The sequence below is a fragment of the Micromonospora sp. BQ11 genome (assembly GCF_052068135.1).
In the GTDB taxonomy this organism is placed as follows: Bacteria; Actinomycetota; Actinomycetes; order Mycobacteriales; family Micromonosporaceae; genus Micromonospora.
Genome location: NZ_JBQHDB010000014.1, coordinates 93,010 through 117,473, shown reverse-complemented (window position 1 = coordinate 117,473; position 24,464 = coordinate 93,010). Strand labels below are relative to the sequence as shown.

31 protein-coding genes are annotated in these 24,464 nt (G+C 72.7%); 16 read left to right on the top strand and 15 right to left on the bottom strand.

Features of this window, described 5'->3' with window-relative positions; translation table 11 throughout:
* The first annotated feature begins 156 nt into the window (after positions 1 to 156).
* Positions 157 to 930, top strand: a complete 774-nt coding sequence (locus tag ACTMSW_RS25645) for a peptidoglycan DD-metalloendopeptidase family protein (RefSeq protein WP_441183236.1) — start codon at positions 157 to 159, stop codon at positions 928 to 930.
* A 48-nt stretch (positions 931 to 978) separates the two neighbouring features.
* Here ACTMSW_RS25645 and ACTMSW_RS25640 read toward each other — a convergent pair whose 3' ends face one another.
* The 5 genes from ACTMSW_RS25640 to ACTMSW_RS25620 form a co-directional block, all read right to left on the bottom strand.
* Entirely contained in the window at positions 979 to 1,473 is a 495-nt protein-coding gene (locus ACTMSW_RS25640) for a TspO/MBR family protein (protein WP_441183235.1), read from the bottom strand.
* Between the two features lie 159 nt (positions 1,474 to 1,632).
* On the bottom strand, positions 1,633 to 1,776 hold the full coding sequence (locus tag ACTMSW_RS25635; protein WP_165947907.1) for a GPGG-motif small membrane protein: 144 nt from the start codon (positions 1,774 to 1,776) through the stop codon (positions 1,633 to 1,635).
* Entirely contained in the window at positions 1,767 to 2,543 is a 777-nt protein-coding gene (locus ACTMSW_RS25630) for a metallophosphoesterase family protein (protein ID WP_441183234.1), read from the bottom strand. The genes ACTMSW_RS25635 and ACTMSW_RS25630 overlap by 10 nt, the downstream gene beginning before the upstream one ends.
* Positions 2,544 to 2,553: 10 nt before the next feature.
* On the bottom strand, positions 2,554 to 2,829 hold the full coding sequence (locus tag ACTMSW_RS25625) for a hypothetical protein (protein WP_441183233.1): 276 nt from the start codon (positions 2,827 to 2,829) through the stop codon (positions 2,554 to 2,556).
* Positions 2,826 to 3,410, bottom strand: coding sequence for a nucleotidyltransferase (locus ACTMSW_RS25620; protein WP_441183232.1), 585 nt, complete (start codon positions 3,408 to 3,410; stop codon positions 2,826 to 2,828). The genes ACTMSW_RS25625 and ACTMSW_RS25620 overlap by 4 nt, the downstream gene beginning before the upstream one ends.
* A gap of 157 nt (positions 3,411 to 3,567) precedes the next feature.
* On the opposite strand from ACTMSW_RS25620, the gene ACTMSW_RS25615 reads away from it, so the two are divergent.
* A complete protein-coding gene (locus tag ACTMSW_RS25615) occupies positions 3,568 to 4,296 on the top strand; it encodes a dTMP kinase (RefSeq protein ID WP_441183231.1) in 729 nt (242 codons plus the stop codon).
* A 49-nt stretch (positions 4,297 to 4,345) separates the two neighbouring features.
* On the opposite strand, the gene ACTMSW_RS25610 is transcribed toward ACTMSW_RS25615, so the two are convergent.
* Positions 4,346 to 5,038, bottom strand: a complete 693-nt coding sequence (locus ACTMSW_RS25610; protein WP_441183230.1) for an SDR family NAD(P)-dependent oxidoreductase — start codon at positions 5,036 to 5,038, stop codon at positions 4,346 to 4,348.
* A 216-nt stretch (positions 5,039 to 5,254) separates the two neighbouring features.
* Here ACTMSW_RS25610 and ACTMSW_RS25605 point away from each other — a divergent pair, with 216 nt between their 5' ends.
* The 3 genes from ACTMSW_RS25605 to ACTMSW_RS25595 all read left to right on the top strand — a co-directional run bounded on the left by ACTMSW_RS25605 (position 5,255) and on the right by ACTMSW_RS25595 (position 8,561).
* Positions 5,255 to 6,169, top strand: a complete 915-nt coding sequence (locus tag ACTMSW_RS25605; RefSeq protein ID WP_441183229.1) for a MurR/RpiR family transcriptional regulator — start codon at positions 5,255 to 5,257, stop codon at positions 6,167 to 6,169.
* Positions 6,166 to 7,110 carry an N-acetylmuramic acid 6-phosphate etherase gene (gene murQ, locus ACTMSW_RS25600; RefSeq protein ID WP_441183228.1) on the top strand — a complete coding sequence of 315 codons (945 nt, stop codon included), beginning with the start codon at positions 6,166 to 6,168 and terminating at the stop codon, positions 7,108 to 7,110. Before ACTMSW_RS25605 ends, murQ begins: the two co-directional genes overlap by 4 nt.
* A 461-nt stretch (positions 7,111 to 7,571) precedes the next feature.
* Positions 7,572 to 8,561 (top strand): sigma-70 family RNA polymerase sigma factor, encoded by a 990-nt coding sequence (locus ACTMSW_RS25595; protein ID WP_441183227.1) that lies wholly within the window; start codon positions 7,572 to 7,574, stop codon positions 8,559 to 8,561.
* 71 nt (positions 8,562 to 8,632) lie between these two features.
* Here the strand turns inward: ACTMSW_RS25595 and ACTMSW_RS25590 are convergent, their stop codons facing one another.
* Entirely contained in the window at positions 8,633 to 9,604 is a 972-nt protein-coding gene (locus ACTMSW_RS25590; RefSeq protein ID WP_441183226.1) for an NlpC/P60 family protein, read from the bottom strand.
* A gap of 498 nt (positions 9,605 to 10,102) precedes the next feature.
* Between ACTMSW_RS25590 and ACTMSW_RS25585 the strand changes: the two genes are divergently transcribed.
* A complete protein-coding gene (locus ACTMSW_RS25585; RefSeq protein WP_441183225.1) occupies positions 10,103 to 10,633 on the top strand; it encodes a DUF6232 family protein in 531 nt (176 codons plus the stop codon).
* A 32-nt stretch (positions 10,634 to 10,665) separates the two neighbouring features.
* On the opposite strand, the gene ACTMSW_RS25580 is transcribed toward ACTMSW_RS25585, so the two are convergent.
* Together ACTMSW_RS25580 and ACTMSW_RS25575 are read right to left on the bottom strand one after the other, a co-directional pair.
* A complete protein-coding gene (locus ACTMSW_RS25580; protein ID WP_441183224.1) occupies positions 10,666 to 10,992 on the bottom strand; it encodes a DUF3817 domain-containing protein in 327 nt (108 codons plus the stop codon).
* A 32-nt stretch (positions 10,993 to 11,024) separates the two neighbouring features.
* Positions 11,025 to 11,447 carry a hypothetical protein gene (locus ACTMSW_RS25575; protein ID WP_441183223.1) on the bottom strand — a complete coding sequence of 141 codons (423 nt, stop codon included), beginning with the start codon at positions 11,445 to 11,447 and terminating at the stop codon, positions 11,025 to 11,027.
* 120 nt (positions 11,448 to 11,567) lie between these two features.
* Between ACTMSW_RS25575 and ACTMSW_RS25570 the strand changes: the two genes are divergently transcribed.
* The 3 genes from ACTMSW_RS25570 (at position 11,568) to ACTMSW_RS25560 (ending at position 12,941) form a co-directional block, all read left to right on the top strand.
* Complete coding sequence (locus ACTMSW_RS25570) at positions 11,568 to 11,891, top strand: DUF6158 family protein (RefSeq protein WP_441183222.1); 324 nt, start codon at positions 11,568 to 11,570, stop codon at positions 11,889 to 11,891.
* Positions 11,891 to 12,211 (top strand): hypothetical protein, encoded by a 321-nt coding sequence (locus ACTMSW_RS25565; RefSeq protein WP_441183221.1) that lies wholly within the window; start codon positions 11,891 to 11,893, stop codon positions 12,209 to 12,211. Before ACTMSW_RS25570 ends, ACTMSW_RS25565 begins: the two co-directional genes overlap by 1 nt.
* A 196-nt stretch (positions 12,212 to 12,407) precedes the next feature.
* Positions 12,408 to 12,941: a DUF1360 domain-containing protein gene (locus tag ACTMSW_RS25560; RefSeq protein ID WP_441183220.1), complete on the top strand. Its 534-nt coding sequence runs from the start codon at positions 12,408 to 12,410 to the stop codon at positions 12,939 to 12,941.
* A 62-nt stretch (positions 12,942 to 13,003) separates the two neighbouring features.
* On the opposite strand, the gene ACTMSW_RS25555 is transcribed toward ACTMSW_RS25560, so the two are convergent.
* From ACTMSW_RS25555 to ACTMSW_RS25545, 3 genes are all read right to left on the bottom strand, one after another.
* A complete protein-coding gene (locus ACTMSW_RS25555; protein ID WP_441183219.1) occupies positions 13,004 to 13,198 on the bottom strand; it encodes a hypothetical protein in 195 nt (64 codons plus the stop codon).
* Positions 13,199 to 13,221: 23 nt separating this feature from the next.
* Positions 13,222 to 13,476: a hypothetical protein gene (locus ACTMSW_RS25550; RefSeq protein ID WP_441183218.1), complete on the bottom strand. Its 255-nt coding sequence runs from the start codon at positions 13,474 to 13,476 to the stop codon at positions 13,222 to 13,224.
* 162 nt (positions 13,477 to 13,638) lie between these two features.
* Positions 13,639 to 14,724: a 3-deoxy-7-phosphoheptulonate synthase gene (locus tag ACTMSW_RS25545; protein WP_441183217.1), complete on the bottom strand. Its 1,086-nt coding sequence runs from the start codon at positions 14,722 to 14,724 to the stop codon at positions 13,639 to 13,641.
* Between the two features lie 312 nt (positions 14,725 to 15,036).
* Between ACTMSW_RS25545 and ACTMSW_RS25540 the strand changes: the two genes are divergently transcribed.
* Positions 15,037 to 16,191, top strand: a complete 1,155-nt coding sequence (locus tag ACTMSW_RS25540) for an alkaline phosphatase PhoX (RefSeq protein ID WP_441183216.1) — start codon at positions 15,037 to 15,039, stop codon at positions 16,189 to 16,191.
* A gap of 104 nt (positions 16,192 to 16,295) precedes the next feature.
* A complete protein-coding gene (locus tag ACTMSW_RS25535; RefSeq protein ID WP_441183215.1) occupies positions 16,296 to 16,511 on the top strand; it encodes a hypothetical protein in 216 nt (71 codons plus the stop codon).
* On the opposite strand, the gene ACTMSW_RS25530 is transcribed toward ACTMSW_RS25535, so the two are convergent.
* On the bottom strand, positions 16,478 to 17,227 hold the full coding sequence (locus ACTMSW_RS25530) for a phosphodiesterase (RefSeq protein ID WP_441183214.1): 750 nt from the start codon (positions 17,225 to 17,227) through the stop codon (positions 16,478 to 16,480). The two genes, ACTMSW_RS25535 and ACTMSW_RS25530, sit on opposite strands and share 34 nt — an antisense overlap.
* A gap of 100 nt (positions 17,228 to 17,327) precedes the next feature.
* On the opposite strand from ACTMSW_RS25530, the gene ACTMSW_RS25525 reads away from it, so the two are divergent.
* The 4 genes from ACTMSW_RS25525 to ACTMSW_RS25510 all read left to right on the top strand — a co-directional run bounded on the left by ACTMSW_RS25525 (position 17,328) and on the right by ACTMSW_RS25510 (position 22,010).
* On the top strand, positions 17,328 to 18,620 hold the full coding sequence (locus tag ACTMSW_RS25525) for a M16 family metallopeptidase (RefSeq protein WP_441183213.1): 1,293 nt from the start codon (positions 17,328 to 17,330) through the stop codon (positions 18,618 to 18,620).
* On the top strand, positions 18,617 to 19,963 hold the full coding sequence (locus ACTMSW_RS25520; protein ID WP_441183212.1) for a M16 family metallopeptidase: 1,347 nt from the start codon (positions 18,617 to 18,619) through the stop codon (positions 19,961 to 19,963). Before ACTMSW_RS25525 ends, ACTMSW_RS25520 begins: the two co-directional genes overlap by 4 nt.
* A 411-nt stretch (positions 19,964 to 20,374) precedes the next feature.
* The gene (locus ACTMSW_RS25515) at positions 20,375 to 21,400 is read left to right on the top strand and encodes an aspartate-semialdehyde dehydrogenase (RefSeq protein WP_441183211.1); all 1,026 of its coding nucleotides are present in this window, start codon (positions 20,375 to 20,377) and stop codon (positions 21,398 to 21,400) included.
* Between the two features lie 169 nt (positions 21,401 to 21,569).
* The gene (locus ACTMSW_RS25510) at positions 21,570 to 22,010 is read left to right on the top strand and encodes a PPOX class F420-dependent oxidoreductase (RefSeq protein ID WP_441183210.1); all 441 of its coding nucleotides are present in this window, start codon (positions 21,570 to 21,572) and stop codon (positions 22,008 to 22,010) included.
* Positions 22,011 to 22,018: 8 nt separating this feature from the next.
* On the opposite strand, the gene ACTMSW_RS25505 is transcribed toward ACTMSW_RS25510, so the two are convergent.
* The gene (locus ACTMSW_RS25505; protein WP_441183209.1) at positions 22,019 to 22,609 is read right to left on the bottom strand and encodes a nucleotidyltransferase family protein; all 591 of its coding nucleotides are present in this window, start codon (positions 22,607 to 22,609) and stop codon (positions 22,019 to 22,021) included.
* Between the two features lie 109 nt (positions 22,610 to 22,718).
* On the opposite strand from ACTMSW_RS25505, the gene ACTMSW_RS25500 reads away from it, so the two are divergent.
* Complete coding sequence (locus ACTMSW_RS25500; RefSeq protein WP_441183208.1) at positions 22,719 to 23,135, top strand: CBS domain-containing protein; 417 nt, start codon at positions 22,719 to 22,721, stop codon at positions 23,133 to 23,135.
* 53 nt (positions 23,136 to 23,188) lie between these two features.
* Here ACTMSW_RS25500 and ACTMSW_RS25495 read toward each other — a convergent pair whose 3' ends face one another.
* A complete protein-coding gene (locus ACTMSW_RS25495) occupies positions 23,189 to 24,310 on the bottom strand; it encodes a DNA glycosylase AlkZ-like family protein (protein ID WP_441183207.1) in 1,122 nt (373 codons plus the stop codon).
* Between the last annotated feature and the right edge of the window lie 154 nt (positions 24,311 to 24,464).

Here is a 24,464-nt window from a genome sequence, read left to right as displayed (position 1 = left end):
CCACCCCCTGCCGGACACGAGCGAGTAACAATCCGGAAACCCTGGCAGCGCCCTGTGGGACCGCTCCCGGCCCAGATGCCGGGGTCTTTCGATGGACGCCGATATCTGTCACCCTGGATCAAGAAGATCGAAGATTTTCGACATCGGAGGTGGTGGATGGACAAGCGGTGGTACCGCCTGCTCGCGGTCGCTCTGCTGGTCGCGGGCGTCCTGCTCCCGGCGTCGCCGGCGACGGCCGCCCCGACGTTCAAGGTCCCGTTCCCGTGCGGCCAGACCTGGTCCGGCCAGACCCGGACCGGCCACAGTCCGGCGTACGCGGTCGACTTCAACCGCACCGACGACCTCGGCGACCCGGTGGTGGCGAGCGCACCGGGCACCGTCGACCGGGTCACCGACCTCGGCGGCACCAGCTACGGCAGATACGTCCGCATCGACCATGGCGGCGGGTACACGACCTACTACGCCCACCTCGACGGGTTCAACGTCTCCGTCGGGCAGAGCGTCGGGTACGGCAAGGTCATCGGGTGGGTCGGCAGCACCGGTGGCTCGACCGGCCCGCACCTGCACTACGAGCAGCGCCTGAACGGCGACGACATCCAGGTCCGGTTCGACGGCTCCCTGGCCCTCTACTGGGGCACCCGGTCCTACACCAGCGGCAATGGCTGCTCCTCGGGCACCGGAAACGGCACGGTGGACACCAGCGGCACCGCGTTGACGGTGCGGTCGGGCCCCGGGACCGGCTACGACGCGGTCGGCACGGTGGCCGACGGCACCCGCGTCACGATCTCCTGCCAGACCAGCGGCACCAGCGTCACCGGCACCTACGGCACCAGCTCGATCTGGGACCGGATCGGCGCCGGCCGCTACATCGCCGACGCGTACGTGTACACGGGCCACGACGGGTACATCCCGAACGTGCCCCGCTGCTGAGCGGACACAGGTCGGCCCCGCCACCGGACACGCGGCGGGGCCGGTCGGTCAGCTGTTGAGCTGCCAGATGGAGAAGTTCAGCGCACTGGCGAAGGTGACCCAGGCCCAGTAGGGGAGCATCAGCAGCGCCGCCGGGCGGGAGATCCGCCAGAACAGGACCACCGTCACGCCGATCGCCAGCCACATCAGCACGATCTCGGCGAACGCCAGGCCGTAGCGGCCGGCACCGAAGAAGAGCGGTGTCCAGATCGCGTTGAGCACCAGTTGCGTGACCCAGGCCCACACGGCCGGACCGAAGCCGACCCGTCGCCAGACCAGCCAGCCGGCCACCGCGATCATCGCGTAGAGCACGGTCCAGACCGGTCCGAAGAGCCAGGACGGTGGCGCCCAGGAGGGTTGTTCGAGGCTCGCGTACTCCGCCGACGTACCCTGGACACCGAGCCCGCCGATGGCTGCCGCGACGAACACCGCCGCGCCGAAGCCGAGCAGGACCCACCACCGTCGCGTGCCGTCGGTACGCCCGACGCTCCGAGTTATCTCCATGGTCGAGATATCTCCCCGCCGTCAGGTCGGCAAACCCCTCTGTCCCGTCCCGGACAGCACGACGCCGGGGTCGTCGTGGCCGGGAGCTCCAGTCGGGAGGACGGAGTTCCGGTCACGACGACCCCGGCGGGTCCGGTGCGGCGGCCGCTGGCCGCCTGGTCAATTGAAGATGCTCACACCACCCGGGCCGACCAGGAGACCGACCACGATGAGGACGACGCCCCACAGGATCTGCCGCCGGAACAGCGCGAGGATGCCGGCGACCACCAGTACGACTGCGAGAATCCAGAGAATCAGCTCCATGTTCGCTGAGTACCCGAACTGACCGTGCGGGAAACCTCACCCCTGTCGAGATGATCTCCCAGGTGGTAGATGCTGTACGCCTGCCGGATGACCGGGTGGGCCACGTTCCGGACGCGTACGCCGCCCGGCGTCGTGCCCTTCTCCGTGCCCGCGTGCGCGTGCCCGTGCAGGGCCAGCGCGGTCGGCGCCGAGTCGATGGCCTGACCGAGCTGGTACGACCCGAGGAACGGGTAGATCTCCAGCGGCTCGCCGGCGAGGGTGTCCGGCACCGGGGAGTAGTGGGTGAGCGCCACCAGCACGTCGCAGTCCAGCCCGCGCAGCGCCGATCCCAACGCGTCCGCGCTGTCCGTCGTCGTCCGGACGAACGCCTTCATCTCGGGCTCGCCGAAGTCGCTGGCGCAGCGCCCGGCGAACCCGCCGCCGAACCCCTTCACCCCGGCGATGCCGAGCCGGCCGCCGGCGCAGTCCAGTACCACCCCGTTGCCTTCCAGCACGGTGATCCCGGCGTCCTCCAGCACCTTCACCACCTGCGGCACCTGGTCGCACTGGTGGTCGTGGTTGCCGAGGACGGTCACCACCGGCACGCCCAGCCCACCGAACTCCCGCGCCACGCAGCGCGCCTCGGCCTCGGTGCCGTGCCGGGTCAGGTCACCGGCGAGCAGCAGCACGTCGGCGCACTCGGGCAGTTCCTCCAGGGCCGGCCGGAAACGGCCGACCACGTCCTCGTCCAGATGCACGTCGCCCACGGCGGCGATGCGGATCACCATGAACCCTCCCTCAGGGCAGTTGCTCGATCTCCGTGGGCGCGGACGTACGGATCACCCCGATGTCGCTGGTGACCGGCACGTTCGGAAAGTGCTCGGCCACTCGGCGCAGGATCTCCTCGCGTCGGTGCGCGCTCTCCACCTCGCCCTGGAGCACGAGGCCGCGCTCCCTGCGGACCACGGTGATGCCCTGTTCGGCCACGTCCGGATCCTCGGTCAGCAGTCGCTGGACCTCCGCCTCGACGTACTCGTCCGGCGGTCCCGTGGCGACGTCGTGGTGCTCGGTCACGGTGTCCCCTTTCCTCGCGTGGTGTCGGCGTACGGCACCACGTCCAGCCGGTCGAGCAGCACCAGGAACGCCTCGGCGTACGGCGAGTGCTGCGTCTCCTTGCGTACCCGCTCCCAGTCGATCTGCTCCCGCAGTGATCGGGCCAACGGCAGACCACGGGCGAAGTCGCAGTAGTGCTGGGAGAAGCTGAGCAGCTTGTGCACCATCAGCTGGGTCGCCGAGAGGACCGGCATGTGGATGGCGTCGACCGGTCGGACCACGGTGTCCGCGAAGGTCTCCTCGGTGACCGGGGTCTCGATCGGCCGGTGGATCAGGTCGACCATCCGCCCGTCGTCGAAGACCTTGACCAGCCAGTCCTCCGGCGGGCGCTCAGCGATGAAGCCGGCCGCCACCAGGGCCTCCAGGGAACGTTCGACGTCGGCTTCGCGGATGAGGAAGTCGACGTCGTGCTCGCTGGAGTGCCCGCCGTGCGCGTACACGGCGAAGCTGCCGCCCAGCGCGAACGGGATCTCTTCCTGCTTGAGCACGGCGGCGACCTTCTTCAGGGTGTGGACCAGGCTCTCGTCCCCGCGCTCGGCCATGTGGATCTCCCGTCGTGGTGGTCGGGGGGATGGTGTCGAACTCGGGTACCCGGCATCCCCGTGGCCCACACCTGGCATGGGCGCGGCTAGGTGGCAACCGGCATGGAACGGGATCAAACGCCCATGACGCGAGCGCGCGTCGCGTAGTCTGGGGAAGGTGTCCAGATCACCTCGGGCGCGGCGCGGCAGGGCCCGATTGCGCGCCGTCGCCCTGATCGGCATCGACGGCTCGGGCAAGACGACCCAGGCGCACCGGCTCGCCGAGGCGCTCACCCTGGCGGGACACCCCGCCACCTACCACCGCAACGCCGGCGGGCGGCGCTGGCTCGGCCGCGTCGCGCACCGGCTCGGCCGTCCGGACGCCCAGCGCCTCGTGGGGCGCAACGGGATGCTGGCGGTGGAGTCCGTGCTGCGGTGGCTCGCGATCGCCGGCGCTCTGCTCAGCCGCCTGCTGACCGGGCGGATCGCGATCATGGACCGCTACTCCGTCTGCCAGTACGCCAGCATCCGTTCCCACGGCGGCGGCCGGCGGTGGGAGCGCCTGGCCCGCCTCGCCTACCGGGTCTTCCCGCCGCCACAGGTGACGTTCCTGCTCGCCGTCGATCCGGCCGAGGCGTACCAGAGGATTGAGCAACGCGGGACCGACCACGAGTCCATGGGCTACCTGACCGCGGCGGCCACCGCCTACCGGACGTTGCCGGAGTACCCGACCTTCGTGCTGGTCGACGCCGATCGCCCACCCGACGAGGTGGCGCGACAGATCCAGGACCACCTGGCCGCCTGGCTGGCCGCGTCCGACGCGTCGGTCCGGCCCGACCCGGCCCAAGGCGGACGGCCGGTCACCCGGCCGGGGCTGGATCCGGTACCGGTCGAGGTGCACCTCTGACGGCGATGCCGCGCGGAGGCGCCTCCGACGGGCCGGACCGTCGCGACGGTCAGGCCCGCCCGTAGACCGGGACGGTGGCGCCGCTGGTCGGTGCCGACTCGTCCGAGGCGAGGAAGCGGATCACCGGGGCGATCTCGGCCGGGGTCACCCAGCGCGAGTGGTCGGCGTCGGGCATCGCCGCCCGGTTGGTGGGGGTGTCGATGACGCTCGGGAGCACGGTGTTGCAGCGCACACCGGTCGGCCGGTACTCCACCGCCACCGCGTTCGCGAAGGCCAGCACCGCCGCCTTGGACGTCGCGTAGGCCGCGGCGCCGGGAAAGGGCGTGACGGCGGCCCGGGCGGACACGCAGACCACGGCGCCACCACCGGCGGACACCAGGTGCGGGAGCGCCGCCCCGGTCACCAGCCAGGTCGGGCGCAGGTTCATCGCCAGCATCCGGTCGAGTTCGTCGATCGGCGTCTCGTGCACCAGGCCGCCGCTCGCGTACCCGCCGACCAGGTTCACCACTGCACGCAAGGGTGCCGCCGGGTCACCGGCGGCGACCGCGACGACCCGCTCCACGTCGGCCGGGACGGTCAGGTCCGCGACGGGTCGGACCGGTCCGCCGGCCGCCGCGTCCGCCGCCCCACGGCCCTTCCGCTCCGGTACGACGACCCGCCAGCCCGCCTCGACGAAGGCCGCGGTGACCGCACCGCCCAGCCCGCCCGTGCCTCCGGTGACCAGCACACTGCGATCCGCCATGGCTCCACGCTAGTGTGCCGTGCCGGGCGGTCGTCGACGGGGAGGCGGCGGCACCGGCTGGCGACCGTCCGGCCACCGGAGCCGCCCGCCCGGGGGAGGCGATGTCCCGCCCGCGATGGCACGCTGGTCAGGAACGACGCCTCCCGCATCGCGGTACTTTCCCCAATACGTACGGTGATGGTTGACGCTCACGCCTCATGAAAGTAAGTTTCATCCGTGGCGAAGAGTCCGAAGGTTTCTGCGAGTCACGAGTCCGGTGGGCTGATCGTCCACATCAGTGGCCTCCTCCCGTCGCTGTCGCCGGCCGAACAGCGGGTCGCGCGACTGGTGGTGGCCGACCCGGCGGACGCCGCGCGCCGGACCATCACGGACCTTGCCACCACAGCCGAGACCTCCGAGGCGACGGTCATCCGGTTCTGCCGCTCGGTCGGCATGGACGGTTACCCCCAGCTGCGGATCCGGCTCGCCGCCGAGGCCGCCCGCCGGGTCGAGCCGCCGGACGCGCGGGTCGTCGGTGGCGACATTCCTCCCGGCGCCGACCTCGCGCAAATCATCGCGACGATCGCCTTCAACGACGCCCGGGCCGTCGAGGAGACGGCCGAGCAGCTCGACCCGGCCATCTGCGAGCAGGTCGTCGAGGCCATCGTCGGTGCCGGCCGCATCGACGTGTACGGCGCCGGCGCCAGCGGCTTCGTCGCCTCGGACTTCCAGCAGAAGCTGCACCGGATCGGCCGCACCGCCTTCTACTTCCCGGACGTACACACCGCGCTCACCTCGGCCGCCCTGCTCGGCAAGGGCGACGTCGCGATCGGCATCTCCCACACCGGCGCCACCTCCGACGTCATCGAGGTGCTGGAGCAGGCACGCTCGCGGGGCGCGGCGACCGTCGCGCTGACCAACTTCCCCCGGTCGCCGATCACCGAGGTGGCCGACTTCGTCCTCACCACGGCCGCTCGGGAGACCACCTACCGCTCCGGGGCGATGGCCAGCCGCCTGGCGCAGCTCACCGTCGTCGACTGCCTCTTCGTCGGGGTGGCGGCACGCAACCGCACCCGGGCCCGCAAGGCGCTCGAGGTGACCGCCGAGGCGGTCCAGTCGCGCCGGGTGGGTTCCGGACGGAGGCGGGGATGACGACCGGCGCGGTGGAGCCGCACGAGGTGACCGACCGCCCGGTGATCCGGGTCGGCGCTCCGACGGAACGGCGCAACCCGCTCAGCGTCGACCTGGATCTGATGTCCACCCGGGACGTCCTCTCGGTGATCAACGACGCCGACCGGCGGGTCCCCGCCGCCGTCGCCGCCGTCCTCGACCAGATCGCCGTCACGGTCGACCTGGCGGTGACCGCGCTGCGCGAGGGGCGCCGGGTGCACTACTTCGGCGCCGGCACGTCCGGCCGCCTCGGCGTCCTCGACGTGGCCGAGTTGGCCCCGACCTTCAACTCCCCGCGGGACTGGTTCTGCGCCCACCTGGCCGGTGGGCCGGACGCCATGTGGCGCGCGGTCGAGAACGCCGAGGACGACACCCGGGGCGGCGCGGCCGAGGCCGCCGACTGCGTGCGCGCGGGGGACGTCGTGGTCGGTCTCGCCGCCAGTGGGCGTACGCCGTACGTCCTGGGTGCGCTCGCCGCGTCCCGGGCGAAGGGCGCCGCGACGGTGCTGCTCTGCGCGAACCCGGAGGCGGAGGCCGCCGGGTCGGTGGACGTCTTCATCGGCGTGGACACCGGCCCCGAGGTGGTGACCGGGTCGACCCGGATGAAGGCGGGCACCGCGCAGAAGCTGGTGCTCAACACGTTCTCCACGGCCGTCATGGTGCGCCTGGGGCGGGTCTACTCGAACCTGATGATCGACATGGTCGCCACCAATGCCAAGCTCCGCGGCCGGATGATCTCGATCCTGATGGAGGCCACCGGCTGCAGCGAGGAGATCTGCCGACGCGCCCTCCACGAGGCCGACGGCGACCTCAAGACCGCCCTGGTGTCCCTCGTCTCCGGTGCCGGGGTTCCCGCCGCGCGGGCCGCTCTCGCCCGCTCCTCCCACCAGGTACGCGGCGCTCTCGCCCTCCTCGCCTCCTGACCCGGGGCCCCCGCCCCTGCGAACCGGACACCGGGTACCGGACCGACGCCCACGCCACCCGGTCCGGGCCCGGGCATGGAGTCGGGCTCCGGATTGTTCACCGGGGGGCGGGGTATTACCACGGGCGTGGATGAACCGACCCGTCCAGTGGTGCGTATCTGGCAGTGACCAGGATCGCAGCTCGGTGGTGACCCGGGTCGCTGTGCCACCCGGGCGGGCGGTGTTGCCATGGTCGGGGCGGCAGCGATCCGTCGATCGACCAGCCCGTACGTGGTGCCCGAGAGAGTGCGACCACGTGGGGTGCTGACAGCAAACATGGACCGTGCTCTCAGCTGATTATCAGGCATTCGTGACACTTTCGACTCACGACATGGAATCCCCGACGCGTCTCATCTGTTGTGTAGGTGTCAGCACCGGTGGGCACAGCGGAAGTTACGGGGAGGGAGCTGACGGACGTGGGGATGGCAAGGAACCGGGCAACCGGCGCGAGCGAGGGGACCGTGAGCAACGTGGACAAGAACATCGGCATGCGGACCGACGAGGTCGCCGAGGAGCGTGACCTGGTCGGCGTCTACCTTCACGAGATCTCCCGGACGCCACTGCTGGACGCCGCCAAGGAGGTCGACCTCTCCAAGGCCATCGAGGCGGGCCTCTACGCCGAGCACCTGCTCGACTCCGAGCGCGTTCCGGAGGGCGTCGACCGGGAGGACCTGGAGCGCCTGGTCGTCGAGGGCGAGCGGGCCAAGGACCTGTTCATCCGGGCCAACCTGCGCCTGGTCGTGTCGATCGCGCGGCGGTACGTCCGCTCGGGCATGCCCATGCTCGACCTGATCCAGGAGGGCAACACCGGCCTGGTCCGGGCGGTCGAGAAGTTCGACTACGAGCGCGGCTACAAGTTCTCCACCTACGCCACCTGGTGGATCCGTCAGGCGATCAGCCGGGCGATCGCGCAGCAGGAGCGTACGGTGCGGCTGCCCGTGCACCTGGTCGAGGACGTCAACCGGATGCGCAACGTCGCCCGCCAGCTCACCCGTGAGCTGGGCGCCGACCCGGAGCCCGAGCAGATCGCGGCCTCGCTCGGCGTCACCGTCGAGCGGGTCAACGAGCTGCGCCGCTGGTCGCAGGACACCGTGTCGCTGGACACCCCGGTCGGCGACGACGGCGACACCAACCTCGGCGACCTGGTCGCCGACAGCGACGCCCCCTCGCCGGAGGAGATCGTTCTCACCGGCCTGGAGCGGCAGCGGATCGAGGGCCTGCTCAACCACCTCGACGACCGCTCGGCCGGCATCATGCGGGCCCGGTACGGGCTCGAGGACGGCCGGGAGCACTCGCTCACCGAGGTCGCCTCGCGGTTCTCACTGTCCCGCGAGCGGATCCGCCAGCTGGAGATCCAGGCCCTCGGCCGGCTCCGCGAGCTAGCCCGGGCCGAGGGGCTCCAGGCGGCCTGAGCTGGTAGTAATGACGAGAACGGCCGGCGCCCGACAGGGGACGCCGGCCGTTTCCGTGTGTGCGCCTCGGGTCAGCGGACCCGGCCGTAGCCGTACGGGGTCATCAGGTCGATGCTCCGCTTCTCCACGTTCCGGCCGAAGGTGGGCGCGTGGATCACCTGGCCCGAGCCCACGTAGATGGCCATGTGCCCGAGGTTGCTGTAGAAGACGAGGTCACCCGGACGCAGTTCGCTGCGGCTGATGTGCGCCACCACACCCCACTGCATGCGGGTGTTGTGCGGCAGGGACTTGCCGGCCGCCCGCCACGCGGCAGAGGTCAGTCCCGAGCAGTCGTAGCCGTTGGGCCCGTCCGCTCCCCACACGTACGGCTTGCCGAGCGCGCCGTACGCGTACCGGACCGCCACCCCGGCGGAGCCGGCGACCGAGGGCGCGTCCCGCGCGCTGTCCGAGCGGGAGGCGGGCTTCTCGGTGGCCCGGCCGTACGCCTGTCGGCGCAACTCGTAGAGCTTCGCCAGGTCCCGTTCGATGCGCGTCTTCGCGGTGGTCAACTGGCGTGCCTGGACTGCCTGCCGTTCCAGGGTGACGTCCAGGCGGGTCTTCTCCGCCAGCAGGCGGCGCTGGTCGCCGGTGAACGTGGCGATCCGCTCCTGCCGTTGGCGGGTCAAGTGGTCGATGGTGCTGATCCGGTCGAGCAGCGCGGTGGAGTCCTCGGCGCGCAGCAGCGCCGCGGTGGTGCTCAGGTTTCCGGTCTTGTACGCGGTGATGGCGAGCTCGCTCACATCCGCACGGCTCTGGTCGGCCTGCTGCTCCAGCGGACCGATCCGGGCCTGTAATCGGTCCGCGTCGGCCTTGTTGGCCTTGATCTTTTCGCGGAGCTCGTTGTGCGCCTCGACGACGCGCTCCAGCTCCGCCGAGGACTTCTCGATCCGACGGGTCAACTCGGCGGGTGACGGTTCGGCCCGGGCGGGCACCGCCGGTGCGACCAGCGCGGCCGACACCACGGCGACCGCGAGGGCGCGCAGCGTCTTCCTGAGGGACGACAAGAGCGTTGGTGCTCCTCTCCCAACCGGCCGCCGGGGACTGCTGGGGCTCCTCGGCGGCGCCGGGCCGGTGCTGTCCGGGTGGACGGCGGTGGACCGGGCCGGCCCGGACACGGTAACCCGGTGCCGGAGTGACCCGCAGAGAAAGCAGGGGCGAATGTTGGCGAAGTGGCGGAAAATGCGGCGGAGGCGGGTGACGGTGCGTGGTCCTGGCGTGGTCACCGGGAGCGGATACCCGCACCACTTGTAGCAGTACGGGTGGTAGGCCCCGATTCGTCGTTCCCGGCGTATGCCGCCGGATCGGTACGGCCTATAACCGATAAGACCGACATGGATGCCTTTACCCGGCGACGGCGGAGGGGGGCCGGCTCCCGTCACACCCGTAAAGCGGCACGTCGGCTGGCGGGCGGACAACACAATGGGTCCCGGAGCCGGGAGTCCCACCGCCGCGCAGGTGCCGGTGGGCAGCCGACCCCGCACCACAGCTGCGGGAGGAGAGCCATGACGTCTCGGGGCGCCACGACACGACCGCACCGGTCCCCGCGAGGGCCGGGCGGAACCAGCGACACGCTGCTCTACGCCCGGCCGGGGATCATCGTCACCGTCGAGCGGTTCACCGTCGGCCGTACCAGCTGGCGGGTTGCCGAGCTGACCCACCTGCGAACCGGGCGCGGGCCGCACGATCGGATCGCGGTCCGGGCGGTCGTCGTCACCGCCACGATGGTCGGCGGCGTCGGGCTGCTGCTCGGGTTCACCGGTGGGCTGCACCGACTCGACGCCGGCGCGTACCTGATCCTGGGCGTGGTCTTCCTGGTTCCGGTGCTGCTCGCGCTGGTGGGGGACCGCTGGCGGCCGCCGGCGTACGAGCTGTGGGGCCGCCGCCGGGGCGCTGACGTCCTGCTGTTCAGCAGCGACGACGAGCGGCAGTTCGGACAGGTCACCCGGGCGCTGCGCCGGGCCCGGGAGATGCACCGGTACGGCGGCTGGGAGGACGCGCCCGCCCTCCTGGACCCGTGGCGGCCGACCCGCTGAACGGGCCGGTCGGCCCGTGCAGCGGGTCGACGTCAGCCGGCGACCGGCTCCGGGGTCCGCTCGGGCCGCGCGGTGACCCAGGCGCTGACCCGACGCTCGGCGTAGAACGAGACGAACGGCACCGTGCCGGCCAGCATCACGAGGATCATCCGCTTCAGCGGCCACCCCGCGCGGCGGGCCAGGTCGAAGGCGGCCACCAGGTAGAGCATGTAGAGGAAACCGTGCACCTGGCCCACGGTCTCCACCACCAACGGGTTGTCGAACCCGTACTTCAGCGGCATGCCGATCACCACGAGCAGGATCAGCGCGACGCCGACGATCCAGGCGATCACGCGGTACCGGGTCAGGGCTGCGCCCACCGTCGTCCGTCCTTCCCCATCCGGCCCATTCGTCAGCCGGGATAGTCGCCGGGCCGGGCGCCCGGATTGTCGTTGAGCCATCGCAGGTAGCGGTTGTACTCGGCGAGGTCCGGGTCGTCCGGGCCGGCTGTCGCCGCCGGTACGCGGGCGACGCGCACGGGTCGGCGTACCTCCGGACGCGTCGCGGCGCCCGCGTCGGACCCGGTCGGCCGTGCCTCCGCGACGGCCGGCGGCTCGTCGGTCGACGTCAGGCGCAGCGCCTGCCGCACCTCGCGCCACCAGACGAAGACCACGAAGCCGGCGAAGACCGGCCACTCGATCGCGTAGCCCCAGCTGATCGCGTTGCCGGCCGCGGCCCGGCTGACCTGCCACCACCCGAGCGCCAGGAACGCCCCCACCAGCACGACCATGGCCACGTGGCGCACGATCCACCCCGGGGTCCACAGCCGCTTCATGCCCACGAGGGTACCGGGGCCGCGGCGACCTCCGACACGGTGTCGTAGTCGTCCGAGGGTTTGGTGTCCCCGGGCGTGGGCATCCGTCTAGGCGCCAGCCCAAAACAGACCAGGGGGGCGATGATGACCGGATCCCTACGGCAGGACGATTTTTCGAGCCCGGAGCAGCGGGTGCCCGAATGGGGCGGTGACCAGGTGCACGACACGCCCTCCGGCGGCGCGGACGTCGACGGCGACCTGCTCGGCGTCGACCCGGCCGAGCTGGGCGACGACGACCTGATCCGCGAGATGCACAGCCTGCACCGCACCCGGCTGGACACGCTGCGGCACGCCGCCGACTCCGCGCTCGCCAACCACCTGCGCCGGACGGCCGAGCTGGAGACCGAGTACCTGGCCCGGCATCCGGGGCGCGAGGTGGACCCGAGCCGGCTCCGGGGCGCCTGATGGCGTCGGCGGAGCGCGGCCTGTCGGCGCCGCCGGAGGTGGTCTTCAACACGGCCACCGACCCGGCCCGCGCGTCGGCGTGGCTACCCGAACCGCTGCGCGGCGACGGTACCCCGGCCGAGCACGTCAGTACGGAGGAGCTGGAGGCCCGCTGGCGCGCTGCCGGGGACTGGTCCGCCGAGATCCGGATCGACCAGGCCGACGCGGGCGGTGCCCGGGTCCGGCTCGACCTCACCGGCGGCCCCGACGCCGACCAGCTCGCCGGCGAGGCGCTGGACAACCTCGCCCGCGAGGTGGCCGACAACCTCCAGGCCGGCTGAGCACACTCGGGCCAACCGGTGTCGCGGCCCGCCCGGCCGGCGCGAGCAGGCCCTCGTGGCCGGCTCATCCCGGCACCACCTGCGGGCCGTGCTCACCCCCGGCCGGCAACGACCTGCGCGCCGGCTCACCCCCGGCCGTCAACGACCTGCGGGCCGGCCAGGCCGGTCCGCCGACCAAGGAAAACGAGGAGACCCGGTGACCGACGTCAAGGAAAAGGTGGCGCGCCTGCGCCGGGCCTACGCGCCGCACGAGCACCGCCCGATCGGCAGCTACCTGGTGGCGATGGGCACCTATGCCGGGGTGACCGCCACCCTCGCCGGCCTCGTCAAGGCCACCGGACGACCGGTGCCCGAGCGTCCCGCGACGGCCGACGTGGTGCTGCTCTCCATCGCCACGCACAAGCTCAGCCGGCTGCTCACCAAGGACGCGGTGACCAGTCCGCTGCGGGCCCCCTTCACCCGGTACGAGAAGCCGATCGGCAGCGGCGAGGTGATGGAGGAGGTACGCGACTCCGGCAGCTCCACCCGGCACGCGATCGGCGAGCTGCTGAGCTGCCCGTTCTGCCTGGCCGTCTGGGTGGCCACCGGCCTCACCGGCGGTCTCGTGCTGGCGCCCCGGCTCACCCGCCTCGTGGCCACCACGATGACGGCGGTCGCCGCGTCGGACTTCCTCCAGATGGCGTACGCGGTGGCGCAGCAGGCCGCCGAGGGCGACGACGACGAGGACTGACCCTCGGACATGAGCGGAGGGGCCGGCGGTTCGCCGGCCCCTCCGTCGCGTCTGTCGTACGGTCAGCTCTCCTCGCCGGACCAACCGCGCGGGGACTCCTCCTCGCGCTCGTCGGCGTCGGCGCCGGTGACGATGTCCCGGTCCACCGCCGTGCGGTCGTGCTCGTTGGCGAAGTCGGGTTCGGGCAACGTGTCCGTACCCTCGGGCGGCTGGCCCAGGGCGGCGATCTTCTCGTGGTGCTCCTCGTGGTGGGACATCTCTTCTCCTTGTCGTCGCCCCGTCAGGTGACCGACCCGCCGAGCAGGTCGGCCGCCTCGTCCACCGCGTACTGACCCTCGGGCAGGGCGGCGATCCGGGTGAGCAGGTCGGCCGGAAGCTCGGCCGCGACGGCACGACGGTAGATGTCCCCCTGGCTGATCCGCTCCTGGCCGTGGTACAGGTCCTCGAGCAGGTCGTCGAGGCGCCGTACGTTCGACTCGTCGGTCAGGGGCTCGTCGGACACGGGTCGCTCGGTCACGGGTGCGTCGTCGGTCACCCGATCCAGCTACCCGCCCCGATTGCCCCCAAACTCCCCATCCCGCCCCGCCCGAGGCGCCCCCCTCTGTGCCTCTGCGTCGATCACGAAGGTATCGCCAGTGGTGCCGGCGTGTCGTGACAACAACTTCATGATCGACGCTCGGGGTGAGGGGGGTGGGGGTCAGGCGGGGGTGGGGAGGGTGGCTCGGCGGGTTCGTACCGATTGGGCGAGGTGGTCGAGCACGTCGGCCGTCGTGTCCCAGCCGATGCAGGCGTCGGTCACCGACTGGCCGTAGGTCAGCTCGCGGGTCGGGTCGAGGTCCTGGCGACCGGCGAGCAGGAAGCTCTCCAGCATGATGCCGACGATGCCGCGCTGGCCGGCGGCGAGCTGCGCCGCCACGTCCGCCGCCACCGTCGGCTGGTTGCGGTGGTCCTTGCCGCTGTTGGCGTGGCTGGCGTCGACGACGAGCCGCTCCGGCAGCCCCGCCGCCCGCAGCAGGTCCAGCGCGCCGGCCACCGACGCCTCGTCGTAGTTCGGGCCGTCGTTGCCGCCGCGCAGCACCAGGTGCCCGTCGGCGTTGCCCCGGGTGTGCATGATCGCCGGAGTGCCGGAGACGTCGATGCCCGGGAAGACGTGCGGGACGCCGGCCGCCCGGATCGCGTCCACCGCGGTGGCGATGCTGCCGTCGGGGCGGTTCTTCATGCCGATCGGCATGGACAGGCCGGAGGCGAGCTGGCGGTGCACCTGGCTCTCGACCGTACGGGCGCCGATCGCGCCCCACCCGACGGTGTCGGCGATGTACTGCGGGGTGATCGGGTCGAGGAACTCACAGCCCACCGGGAGCCCCAGGCGCAGCACGTCGAGCAGGAGCGCCCGGGCCGTGCGCAGGCCGCTGTTGACGTCACCGGAGCCGTCCAGGCCCGGGTCGTTGATCAGACCCTTCCAGCCCACCGTGGAACGCGGCTTCTCGAAGTAGACCCGCATCACCACCAGCAGGTCGTCGGCGTGCCGGTCGGCGGCCTCGCGCAGCCGGTGGGCGTACTCCAGCGCGGCGGCCGGGTCGTGCACCGAGCACGGGCCCACCACCACCAGGAGTCGGTCGTCGACGCGGTCCAGCACCCGGCCGACGGCACGCCGGTGGGCGAGCACGTCCGAGGCGAGCGGAGCGCCCAGGGGCAGGTCGTGGTGGAGCAGGGCCGGGGTGGTCAACGGCACGACGCGGTCGATGCGCTGATCGCTGACCCGGTCGGTCTCCGGGGTCGTCACGGTGGGATTCCTTCCGCCGACCGTGCCCGGGGCCGGCGCCCGGGAACGAGCCGGCTGCTCGTACGCAAAAGGGCAGGAACGAAAGCTCCTGCCCGGCCGGCTCGTCGTGCGGTGACGTCAGATCATGGTGAAGTCACCGGGCGAGCCGGCTGCCTAAACCATCGATACGAGCGCGTCACGTCGGCCAGCGTACCCGATTCGAGGCGCAGGGATCACCGTGTCGACCGGAAAGCCTCGCCTCGTGTTCACCTCCGTCGATGCGACCACCGGTAGTTTCAGCGCCACCGAACGCTGCATCCCGGAGGTTTCCCGATGGACCGTCGTACCGTCCTGCGCGCCACCGCCGCCGGTGGCGCCGCCGCCTTCTCCGGCAGTCTCTGGGCCGGCGCCGCCCTCGCCGCCCCTGCTCAGCCCGGCAGCAGCCCCTACGGGCCGCTCCAGCCGGCCGACGCGCGGGGCATCCAACTGCCCGCCGGGTTCACCAGTCGGATCATCGCCCGGTCCCGGCAGACCGTGGCCGGCACCTCGTACACGTGGCACGACGCCCCGGACGGCGGCGCCTGCTTCGCCGCCGGCACCGGCTGGATCTACGTCTCGAACTCCGAGATCACCCCGGGCGGGGGCGCGTCGGCGGTGCGCTTCAACGCCGACGGCAGCGTCGCCTCGGCCTACCGGATCCTGTCGAACACCCGGCAGAACTGCGCCGGCGGCGCGACGCCGTGGGGGACCTGGCTCTCCTGCGAGGAGGTCAGCCTGGGGTACGTCTACGAGACGTACCCGCAGGGCGGGAAGGCGGCGGTGCGGCGGTCGGCGATGGGGCGGTTCAAGCACGAGGCCGCCGCGTGCGACCCGGACCGTCGGGTGATCTACCTGACCGAGGACGAGTCGAGCGGCTGCTTCTACCGGTTCCGGCCGACCACCTGGGGCGACCTCTCCGCCGGCACCCTGGAGGTGCTGGTCGCCGGCACGGCCACCAGCGGCCCGGTCACCTGGGCGCGGGTCTCCGACCCGGACGGCTCGCCGACCCTCACCCGCAGCCAGGTCTCCGGTGCGAAGAAGTTCAACGGCGGCGAGGGCTGCTGGTACGCCGACGGCACCTGCTGGTTCACCACCAAGGGCGACAACCGGGTGTGGGCGTACGACGCGGTCAACCAGCGGCTCGACCTCGCGTACGACGACTCGCTGGTGTCCGGCACGGCGCCGCTGACCGGGGTGGACAACATCACCGGCGCCCGCTCCGGCGACCTGTTCGTCGCGGAGGACGGCGGCAACATGGAGATCAACGTGATCACGCCGGACGAGATCGTCGCGCCGTTCCTGCGGATCACCGGGCAGTCCTCGTCGGAGATCTGCGGGCCGGCGTTCTCGCCCGACGGGACCCGGTTCTACTTCTCCTCGCAGCGCGGCACGTCCGGCTCGTCCTCCGGCGGCATCACCTACGAGGTGCGGGGCCCGTTCCGCTCCTGAGCGGGTGTCGGCGTTAAGAAGGGTCCCCTGTACAACGCCAGGCGTTAACGGGGGGCCCTTCCTTTCACGCGTGCGGAGGCGGGGGGCGGGGTATGGGTGCGGGCATGAGTCACGAGCAGAGCGATCAGGAACGCGTCGAGTCCCGCGCGCACCTGCTGCCCGAGGAGGCGGCGGCCGGCAGCGACGACGCGGAGACCCAGGCCGAGGCCATCCTCGCCGAGTCCGACATCCGGGAGGAGGGCCAGAACGCCGCCCCGGACACCTTCCTGGAACGGCGTACCTCCGATCAGACGGTGACCGCCGTCGAACCCCCCGACTGAGCCTCCGCCCCCCGCGTACGGCGGGAGGCACGGTAGCTGTGCTCCCGCAACCAGGCGATCGGCCCTGCCGCCCGCAACCCGGGCGGCAGGTTGCCGATCGGGTCGAAGGCCAGGGCGGCGTCCGCGCGGGCGCCGAGCTGCGTCCCGACCCGGACCTGCCCGAACGGCCGCCACGGCCCCACCGCGGATGCCACGGCGAGGACGAAGCTCGGCCCGTCGGCGCGGGCCGACGCGGTCGCCTCGGCGAGACTGCGGCCCGGGTCGGCCGAGTCCGGGTCGGCCAGCGCCGCCAGGAACAGGCGCCGCCGGCCCGCCCGGAAGGACATGATCGAGCTGTACGTCCCGGCGAACCGACGCCGGGGCAGCGGCAGGTGACGCAGCACCGGTGGGGCGGCGCTGGAGCTGACCAGCAGGTCGTACGGGCGCTCCGGATCCCGGTGCAGCCGGACCGCCAACCCCAGCACGTCGGGCCAGCTCCCCGGCGTGGGCACCCCCTTGGACAGCCGGACCGTCGCGGCGTACCGCCCGGGGCGGTCGATCAGCGGAACCCCGGTCGGCGGACCGGACCGGCCCCACACGATCACCTCCCCGGTGAAGGAGCGGCCGGCCGGGTGCAGCAGTCTCCCCCGGCGCAACCGGGTCAGGGCGGCGGACGCCCGTTCGACGGCGGTGGCGGCCCGGTCGGCGGCGGTACGGGTTCCGGTGACGGTCGGCATGCCCTTCCGTACCCGGGCGCCGGGCCGCGAAGCCTGCCGTACGGCACGCGGCGCGTCCGGCCTGTCCCCTTTCCGTCCGATGATCGGATAGCGTCGTGCCATGCCCGACAGCGGTTACCCCTGGCCCATCGAGACGACCCGACTGGACAACGGCCTGCGCGTGGTGGTGAGCGAGGACCGCACCGCCCCGGCCGTCGCCGTGAACCTCTGGTACGACGTCGGTTCCCGACACGAGCCACAGGGGCAGACCGGCTTCGCCCACCTGTTCGAGCACCTGATGTTCGAGGGTTCGCTCAACGTGGCCAAGACCGAGCACATGAAGCTGGTGCAGGGCGCCGGCGGTTCGCTCAACGCCACCACCAACCCGGACCGGACGAACTACTTCGAGACGGTCCCGGCCGAGCACCTGGAGCTGGCGCTCTGGCTGGAGGCCGACCGGATGGGTGGCCTGGTGCCCGCGCTGACCCAGGAGACGCTGGACAACCAGCGCGACGTGGTGAAGAACGAGCGCCGCCAGCGGTACGAGAACGTCCCCTACGGCGACGCGTGGCTGCGGCTGCTGCCGCTGCTCTACCCGCCGGGGCATCCGTACCACCACGCCACGATCGGGTCGATGGAGGATCTGAACGCCGCCGACCTGGCCACCTTCCAGGCGTTCCACTCGACCTACTACGCACCGAACAACGCGGTGCTGACCGTGGTCGGGGACACCACGGCCGCCGAGGTCTTCGCGCTCGCCGACAAGTACTTCGGCGCCATCCCCGCCCGCCCGGAGATCCCCTCCGCGCCGGACGGTTCCGTCGTCCCGGCCGGCGGGCGGCCCGCCGTGGAGACGGTCACCGCGGACGTCCCCGCGCCGCGCGTCTACGTCGCCCACCGCACGCACGCCTTCGGCAGCGCCGGGTACGACGTGGTCACCGTGCTGGCCACCGTCCTGGGCAGTGGCCGGGGAAGCCGCCTCTACCAGCGGCTCGCCGACGGCGAACGGCTCGCGCAGCCGGACCTGGTCGGGGCGTACGGGGTGGACCTCGCGCACGCCCCCGCGCCGCTGATCGTCACCGCCACGGCCCGTCCCGGGGTGAGCGCCGAGCGGCTGGCCACCGGGCTGGCCGAGGTCGTCGACGAGCTGGCCACCGTGCCGGTCACCGCCGCCGAGCTGGACCGCGCCAAGGCGCTGCTGAGCACCGCGTGGTGGCGCCAGATGTCCACGGTGGACGGCCGCGCCGACACGCTGGGCCGGTACGCCACCCAGTTCGGCGACCCGGCCAAGGCGGCCGATCGACTGCCGGCCTGGCTCGCGGTGACCGCGGAGGAGATCGCCGAGGTGGCCGCCGAGGTGCTGACCGCCGCCGACCGGGTGACCCTGACCTACCTGCCCGAGGAGACCTCATGACGCTGATCGTCGACCGTCCCGGCCCGGGCACGTCCCGCCCGTACCGGTTCCCGCAGGTCGTGCGCCGGACGGTGGCCGGCGGGCAGGTCGTCGCCGCGCACCTGCCCGGGCAGAACCTCGCCGTGGCCCTGCTGCTGCTCGACGCGGGCGCGGAACGGGAGCCGACCGGCAAGGAGGGCCTGGGTGCGGTGCTGGCCAAGGCCCTGGAGGAGGGGACCGCGCAGCGGGACGCGACGGCGTACGCGCTGGCGATCGAGGCGCTCGGCACCGAGCTGGTCGCCGGCCTGGACTGGGACTCGTTCCAGGTCAGCGTGCAGGTGCCGGTGGACCGGCTGGCCGCCGCCGTGGAGCTGCTGGCCGAGGCCGTGCGGACGCCGAAGCTGGACCCGGAGGACGTCCGGCGGGTCCGCGACGACGAGGCGACCGCGCTGCGGATGGACTGGGCCAACCCGGGCCCCCGGGCCGACGCGGCGCTGCGCGCCGACCTGTTCGGCGCGGAGAACCGGTGGGGCCGCCCGATGTACGGAGATCCGGACTCGGTGGCCGCCCTGGACGTCGAGGACGTCACGGTCTTCCACTCCGAGTGGTTCATCCGGCCCGGCACCCTCGTCGTCGCCGGCGACCTGGACCGGATCGACCTGGACGCGCTCGGCGCGGTGGCCTTCGCCGGCACCGGCGGCGGGCCCGTCGAGCGGGGCGGCCCGATCGCGGTGACCCCCCGCGAGGGGCGGCGGATCATCCTGGTGGACCGGCCCGGCTCGGTGCAGTCCACGCTGCGGCTGGGGCACCCGGCGCCGCACCGCGCGCACCCGGACCACGTGCCGATGACGCTCGCCGGCACCGTGCTCGGCGGCGCGTTCACCTCGCGACTGAACCACCTGATCCGGGAGGTCCGTGGCTACACGTACGGCATCCGGGGCGAGTTCGGCACGTCCCGCCGGTTCGGGCGGTTCGCCGTCAGCTCCGGGGTGCAGACCGCCGTCACCGCCCCCGCGCTGGTGGAGGCGGTCGGCGAGATCACCCGTACGCAGGAGACCGGGGTGACGGAGGACGAGCTGGCGGTGGCGCGGTCCTGGCGGGCCGGTCAGCTCTCGGTGGAGTTGCAGAGCCCCCGGGCGATCGCCGCGGCGCTGACCACGCTCGTCGTCCACGACCTGCCCGACGACTACCACGCCCGGCTGCGGGAGTCCCTGCTCGCCGCCGAGGTGGAGCAGGTCTCCGCGGCGGCCGCCACGCACCTGAGGCCGGGCTCGCTCACCCTGGTGGTGGAGGGCGACGCGACCCTGATCCGGGACGAGCTGGCCGCAGCCGGCCTGGGCGACATAGTCGACCAGACGAGCTGATCCCGCCCCGCCGCCGTGACCCGCGCACCCAAGATCAGCTCACTTTCACGGAAAGAGTGCTCATGTGGCGCCCGGAGGCCACTCTTTCCGTGAAAGTGTCGGCGGGCCGGCGGGCCGGCGGGCCGGCGGGCCGGCGGGCCGGCGGGCCGGCGGGCCGGCGGGGTGTGGGTGGGTGGGTGTGATGTGGGTCGCGTGGGTGGATGAGAGAGGTGGCGGCGGCGGGGTGGCGTGGGTGGCGAAGGCTTGCGGTTGCGTGAACCGCCGGCTCGGGATCTTCCGGTCCGTGGGGCTGATCGGCGGTGTCGTTGCGGGTCGGCGACCCGGCCGGAGCGATCACCGGCGTCCCCCGGGGTGGCCGGGCGGTGGGAAAGCGTTCACGGTTGTGCCGCCCGGCTGGGTAGCCTCGCGGTCATGAGGATCGGCATTGTGGGGGCCACCGGCCAGGTCGGTGGCGTGATGCGGCAGGTGCTGGCGGAGCGGGAGTTCCCGGCGGAGCAGGTGCGGTTGTTCGCCTCGGCCCGGTCGGCCGGGCGCACCCTGCCCTGGCGGGACGGCGAGGTCACCGTGGAGGACGCGGCCACGGCCGACTACTCCGGGCTCGACATCGTGCTCTTCTCGGCGGGCAAGGGCACCGCGAAGGAGCTGGCCTCCCGGGTCGCCGAGGCCGGCGCGGTCGTGATCGACAACTCGTCGGCCTTCCGGATGGACCCGGAGGTGCCGCTGGTCGTGGCCGAGGTCAACCCGCACGCCGCGGCGAACCGCCCGAAGGGCATCATCGCCAACCCCAACTGCACCACGATGGCCGCGATGCCGGTGCTGCGCCCGCTGCACGACGAGGCGGAGCTGGTCAGCCTGGTCGTGTCGACGTACCAGGCGGTCTCCGGGGCCGGTCTGGCCGGCGTGGCCGAGCTGGACGAGCAGGTCCGCAAGGTCGCCGAGCACGCCGCCGGGCTCGCCTTCGACGGCGCGTCCGTGGAGTTCCCCACGCCGCGCTCGTTCGCCCGGCCGATCGCGTTCAACGTGCTGCCGCTGGCCGGCTCGATCGTCGACGACGGCTCCGCCGAGACCGACGAGGAGCAGAAGCTCCGCAACGAGAGCCGCAAGATCCTGGACATCCCCGGGCTGAAGGTCTCCGGCACCTGCGTCCGGGTGCCCGTCTTCACCGGTCACTCGCTCCAGATCAACGCCCGGTTCGCTCGGCCGATCACCCCGCAGCGGGCCCGCGAGCTGCTCGACGGCGCGCCCGGCGTGGCGCTGAGCGACGTGCCGACCCCGCTCGAGGCCGCCGGTCAGGACCCGACCTACGTGGGCCGGATCCGGGCCGACGAAACCGTCGAGCACGGCCTGGCCCTGTTCTGCTCCAACGACAACCTGCGCAAGGGCGCCGCGCTCAACGCGGTGCAGCTCGCCGAGCTGGTCGCGGCCGAGCGCCGCTGAGGCCGCCCGGCCGCGCCCCGGTTGCGGGTCGGTTCGGGATGGTCCACTCGGTGTCCTGGACATCGGGGTGTCACTGAGCGGCGGACACCCCGATGTCGGGAACAGCGAGTGGACCATGGAAAAGGCAGGGGTGAGATGAGAGCGACGCGCCGACCCGACGGAGGTAACCGTGCCCGTTGACGAGATTTCCAAGGCCCTGACCGACCTCATCGCCGGGCGGTGGCTGGGCGTACTGGTCACCCTCAAACGGGACGGCCGTCCCCAGCTGTCCAACGTCGTCTACACCTTTGACCGGGAGCGGGGCCTGATCCGGGTGTCGGTCACCGACGGTCGGGCCAAGACCGCGAACCTGCGCCGGGACCCGCGCGCCAGCTTCCACGTCAGCAGCGACGACGGCTGGGCGTACGCGGTGGCGGAGGCCCGGGCCGAGCTGACCCCGGTGGCCGAGCGGCCGGGCGACCCGACCGTGGAGGAACTGGTCGGGCTCTACCGGGCGGTCCAGGGGGAACACCCGAACTGGGACGAGTTCCGGGCCGCCATGGTCGCCGAGCAGCGGCTCGTGCTGCGCCTGCACGTCGAGCGCATCTACGGCGTGCCCCCACGCGGCTGACCGGACAGCTACGAGGGCTGGTCGGGCGCCACGACCGTGACTCCCGGCCATCGACAGCGGGGACGGACCCGTGCCAGCCGTTCGTCGAACCGTGTCGCGTCGACCCTCGTGGGGTTGTGCCGCCACACCCCCCCGAGCAGGTCGGCCAGCCCGTGGGGTGCGCAGACGACGAGCCGGTCGGCGGCATCGAGGCGTACCGCCACCGCCGTGGCGAACTCCGGCCAGGTGGCCACCGCCTCCGCCACGCTCCGGTACGGTGCGATCTGTTCGCCGCCGAACTTCGCCGCGTACCAGGTGTGCACGGCGGCCTGGTTCTTCGCCTGCCACGGCGGCTCGGGCCATGCCTCCACCAGACCTGCGGTGGCGCGCTGGTCGTTCTCCCCGCTCAGATCGGACGGGTCGAAGAAGACCACATCCACGTCACGCACCGCCACCGGGTCGAATCCGGTGCCGTAGCGCTCGCCCCAGACCAGATCGCGGAGGGCGCCGGCGCCGATCCAGGCGTCCGGCAGGCCGGAGTCCCGCACCACGGTCAGCGCCCGGAGCATCCACGTACTTTCGGCGACGATGTCGGCCAACTCCCGCTCCGCCCCGGTCATCCCGGTCACCTTAGAGGAGTCGATGTGACCGTGCGGGGGTCGGAAAGTCGGCGTTACCTGTGGCGGGGCGACGGGTAGACCGCGGTGCCGACACCGAGAGGGGAGCACCATGACAACGGTCGGAGAGTTCATGACGACCCGGTTGGTGACGATGGACGGCAACGACACGCTGACCGCCGCGGCCCAGGAGATGCGCGACAGTGCCATCGGCGACGTGGTGGTGACCGACGGCGACAACGTGGTCGGCATCGTGACGGACCGCGACATCACGGTCCGGGGCGTGGCAGAGAACATGGACCCGAACGCCACCATGCTGAACGAGATCACGAGCAAGGACGTGATCACGGTCAGCCAGTACGACGACGCGGTCGCCGCCGCCGACCTGATGCGTACCTATGCCGTACGCCGGTTGCCGGTCATGGACGACGGCCGCCTGGTGGGCCTCGTCTCCATGGGCGACCTGGCCGTCGAGCGCGAACCGCAGTCGGTGCTCGCGGACATCAGCGCCAACGAGCCGAACAACTGACCGTCCGCCGCGGACCGGGCCGGTCCTCCGACACGGAGGGCCGGCTTCGTCCGTCAACCCGTCTCGACGTGGACGCGCGTCTCGGTGGCGCCGCGCGCCGCCGCCACCGCGGCGGCCTCCTCGTCGAGGCTGCGGCGCGCCCGGGCCGGCAGCCGGCCGAACGGGCTGACGGTCAGGTCGAGGACGCCCCGGCCGGCCTGCTTCGCCCGCCAGGTGCCGGCCACGTCACCGTCCACCAGGACCGCGCCGGGACTGCCGATCATCCGCCACAGCTGTGACCGCTGAGCCTTCTCCGGCACCAGCACCTCCCGGTCCCGAGCCTGGAGGAACGGATCGCCGGGTGGCAGCAGCCGGACCCCGGGCGGTGCCTCCGCGGCCCGCAGCGCCGGCAGTTGCTCGGCCGGGAGCCAGGCCCGCCGGCCGTCGACACGTACCTCCGCGAGATCACCCGGCCAGACCGGCCGCAGCGCGGTGGGGGAGGTGCCGAGGAAGGCGGCGACGTCACCCGGCGTGGCCGGCCCGAGCAGCCGCAGCACCGTCCGCGCGAGCGCCGTCGTGCCCGTCGCCGCCGTGGGCGGTCCCGGCCAGCCGGCCAGCGGCGCGAGCGTCGTGGTGCGGCCGGACACCTCCAGGCGTACGCCGCCGGCGAGCCCGGCCTGCTGGAACAGCGACCCGGAGATGTGCCGTGCCCGACACGGGCCGCAGTCGTAGGTCAGCGCGGTGGGCACCCGGTCGCTGACCGCGCGGCTCACCCCGCCCTTGGCCATGGGCCCGGTGACCACCTCGGTGAACGCCCGCGCCGCCGCCTCGAACGCGGCCAGCCCCAGCGCGGCGCCGGCTCCGATCTGGCCGCCGATGCGGCGCGCGGCGTCGGCGTCGTCCAACGGCCACAGCGCGGCGGCGAGCGCCGGCAGCGCGGCGCGACGGTGCAGGTGCGGGGCGCCGCGCACCGACCAGACCAGTTCCAACCGGTCGTCGTCGGGGTTGGTGACACCGCGGGCGGCGAGCGCCAGCCGGGCCGAGCCGTACGGCGTGTCCTGCACGCCCAGCCCCAGCACCGCCAGGTCACCGGGCCGGCGTACGGGTGGTCTGTGCAACTCCTGGACGGCGGCCCGGTAGGCGAGCACCTCCGCGCGACCCATCTCCGGCGCGTTCCCGGCCATCGTCACCCCCACCGTCGGTGCTCCTAGGGACGCTACCGCCCCGCACCGACACCTCCGGCGAGGCGACTCACCCGATCCGGGCGAGGTTGACCCGGCACCGGACGGGGACCCGTGCTCGGCACGCCGGTGGACGCAGGCCGGCGGGTGGGACGGGACCGACGGGAGG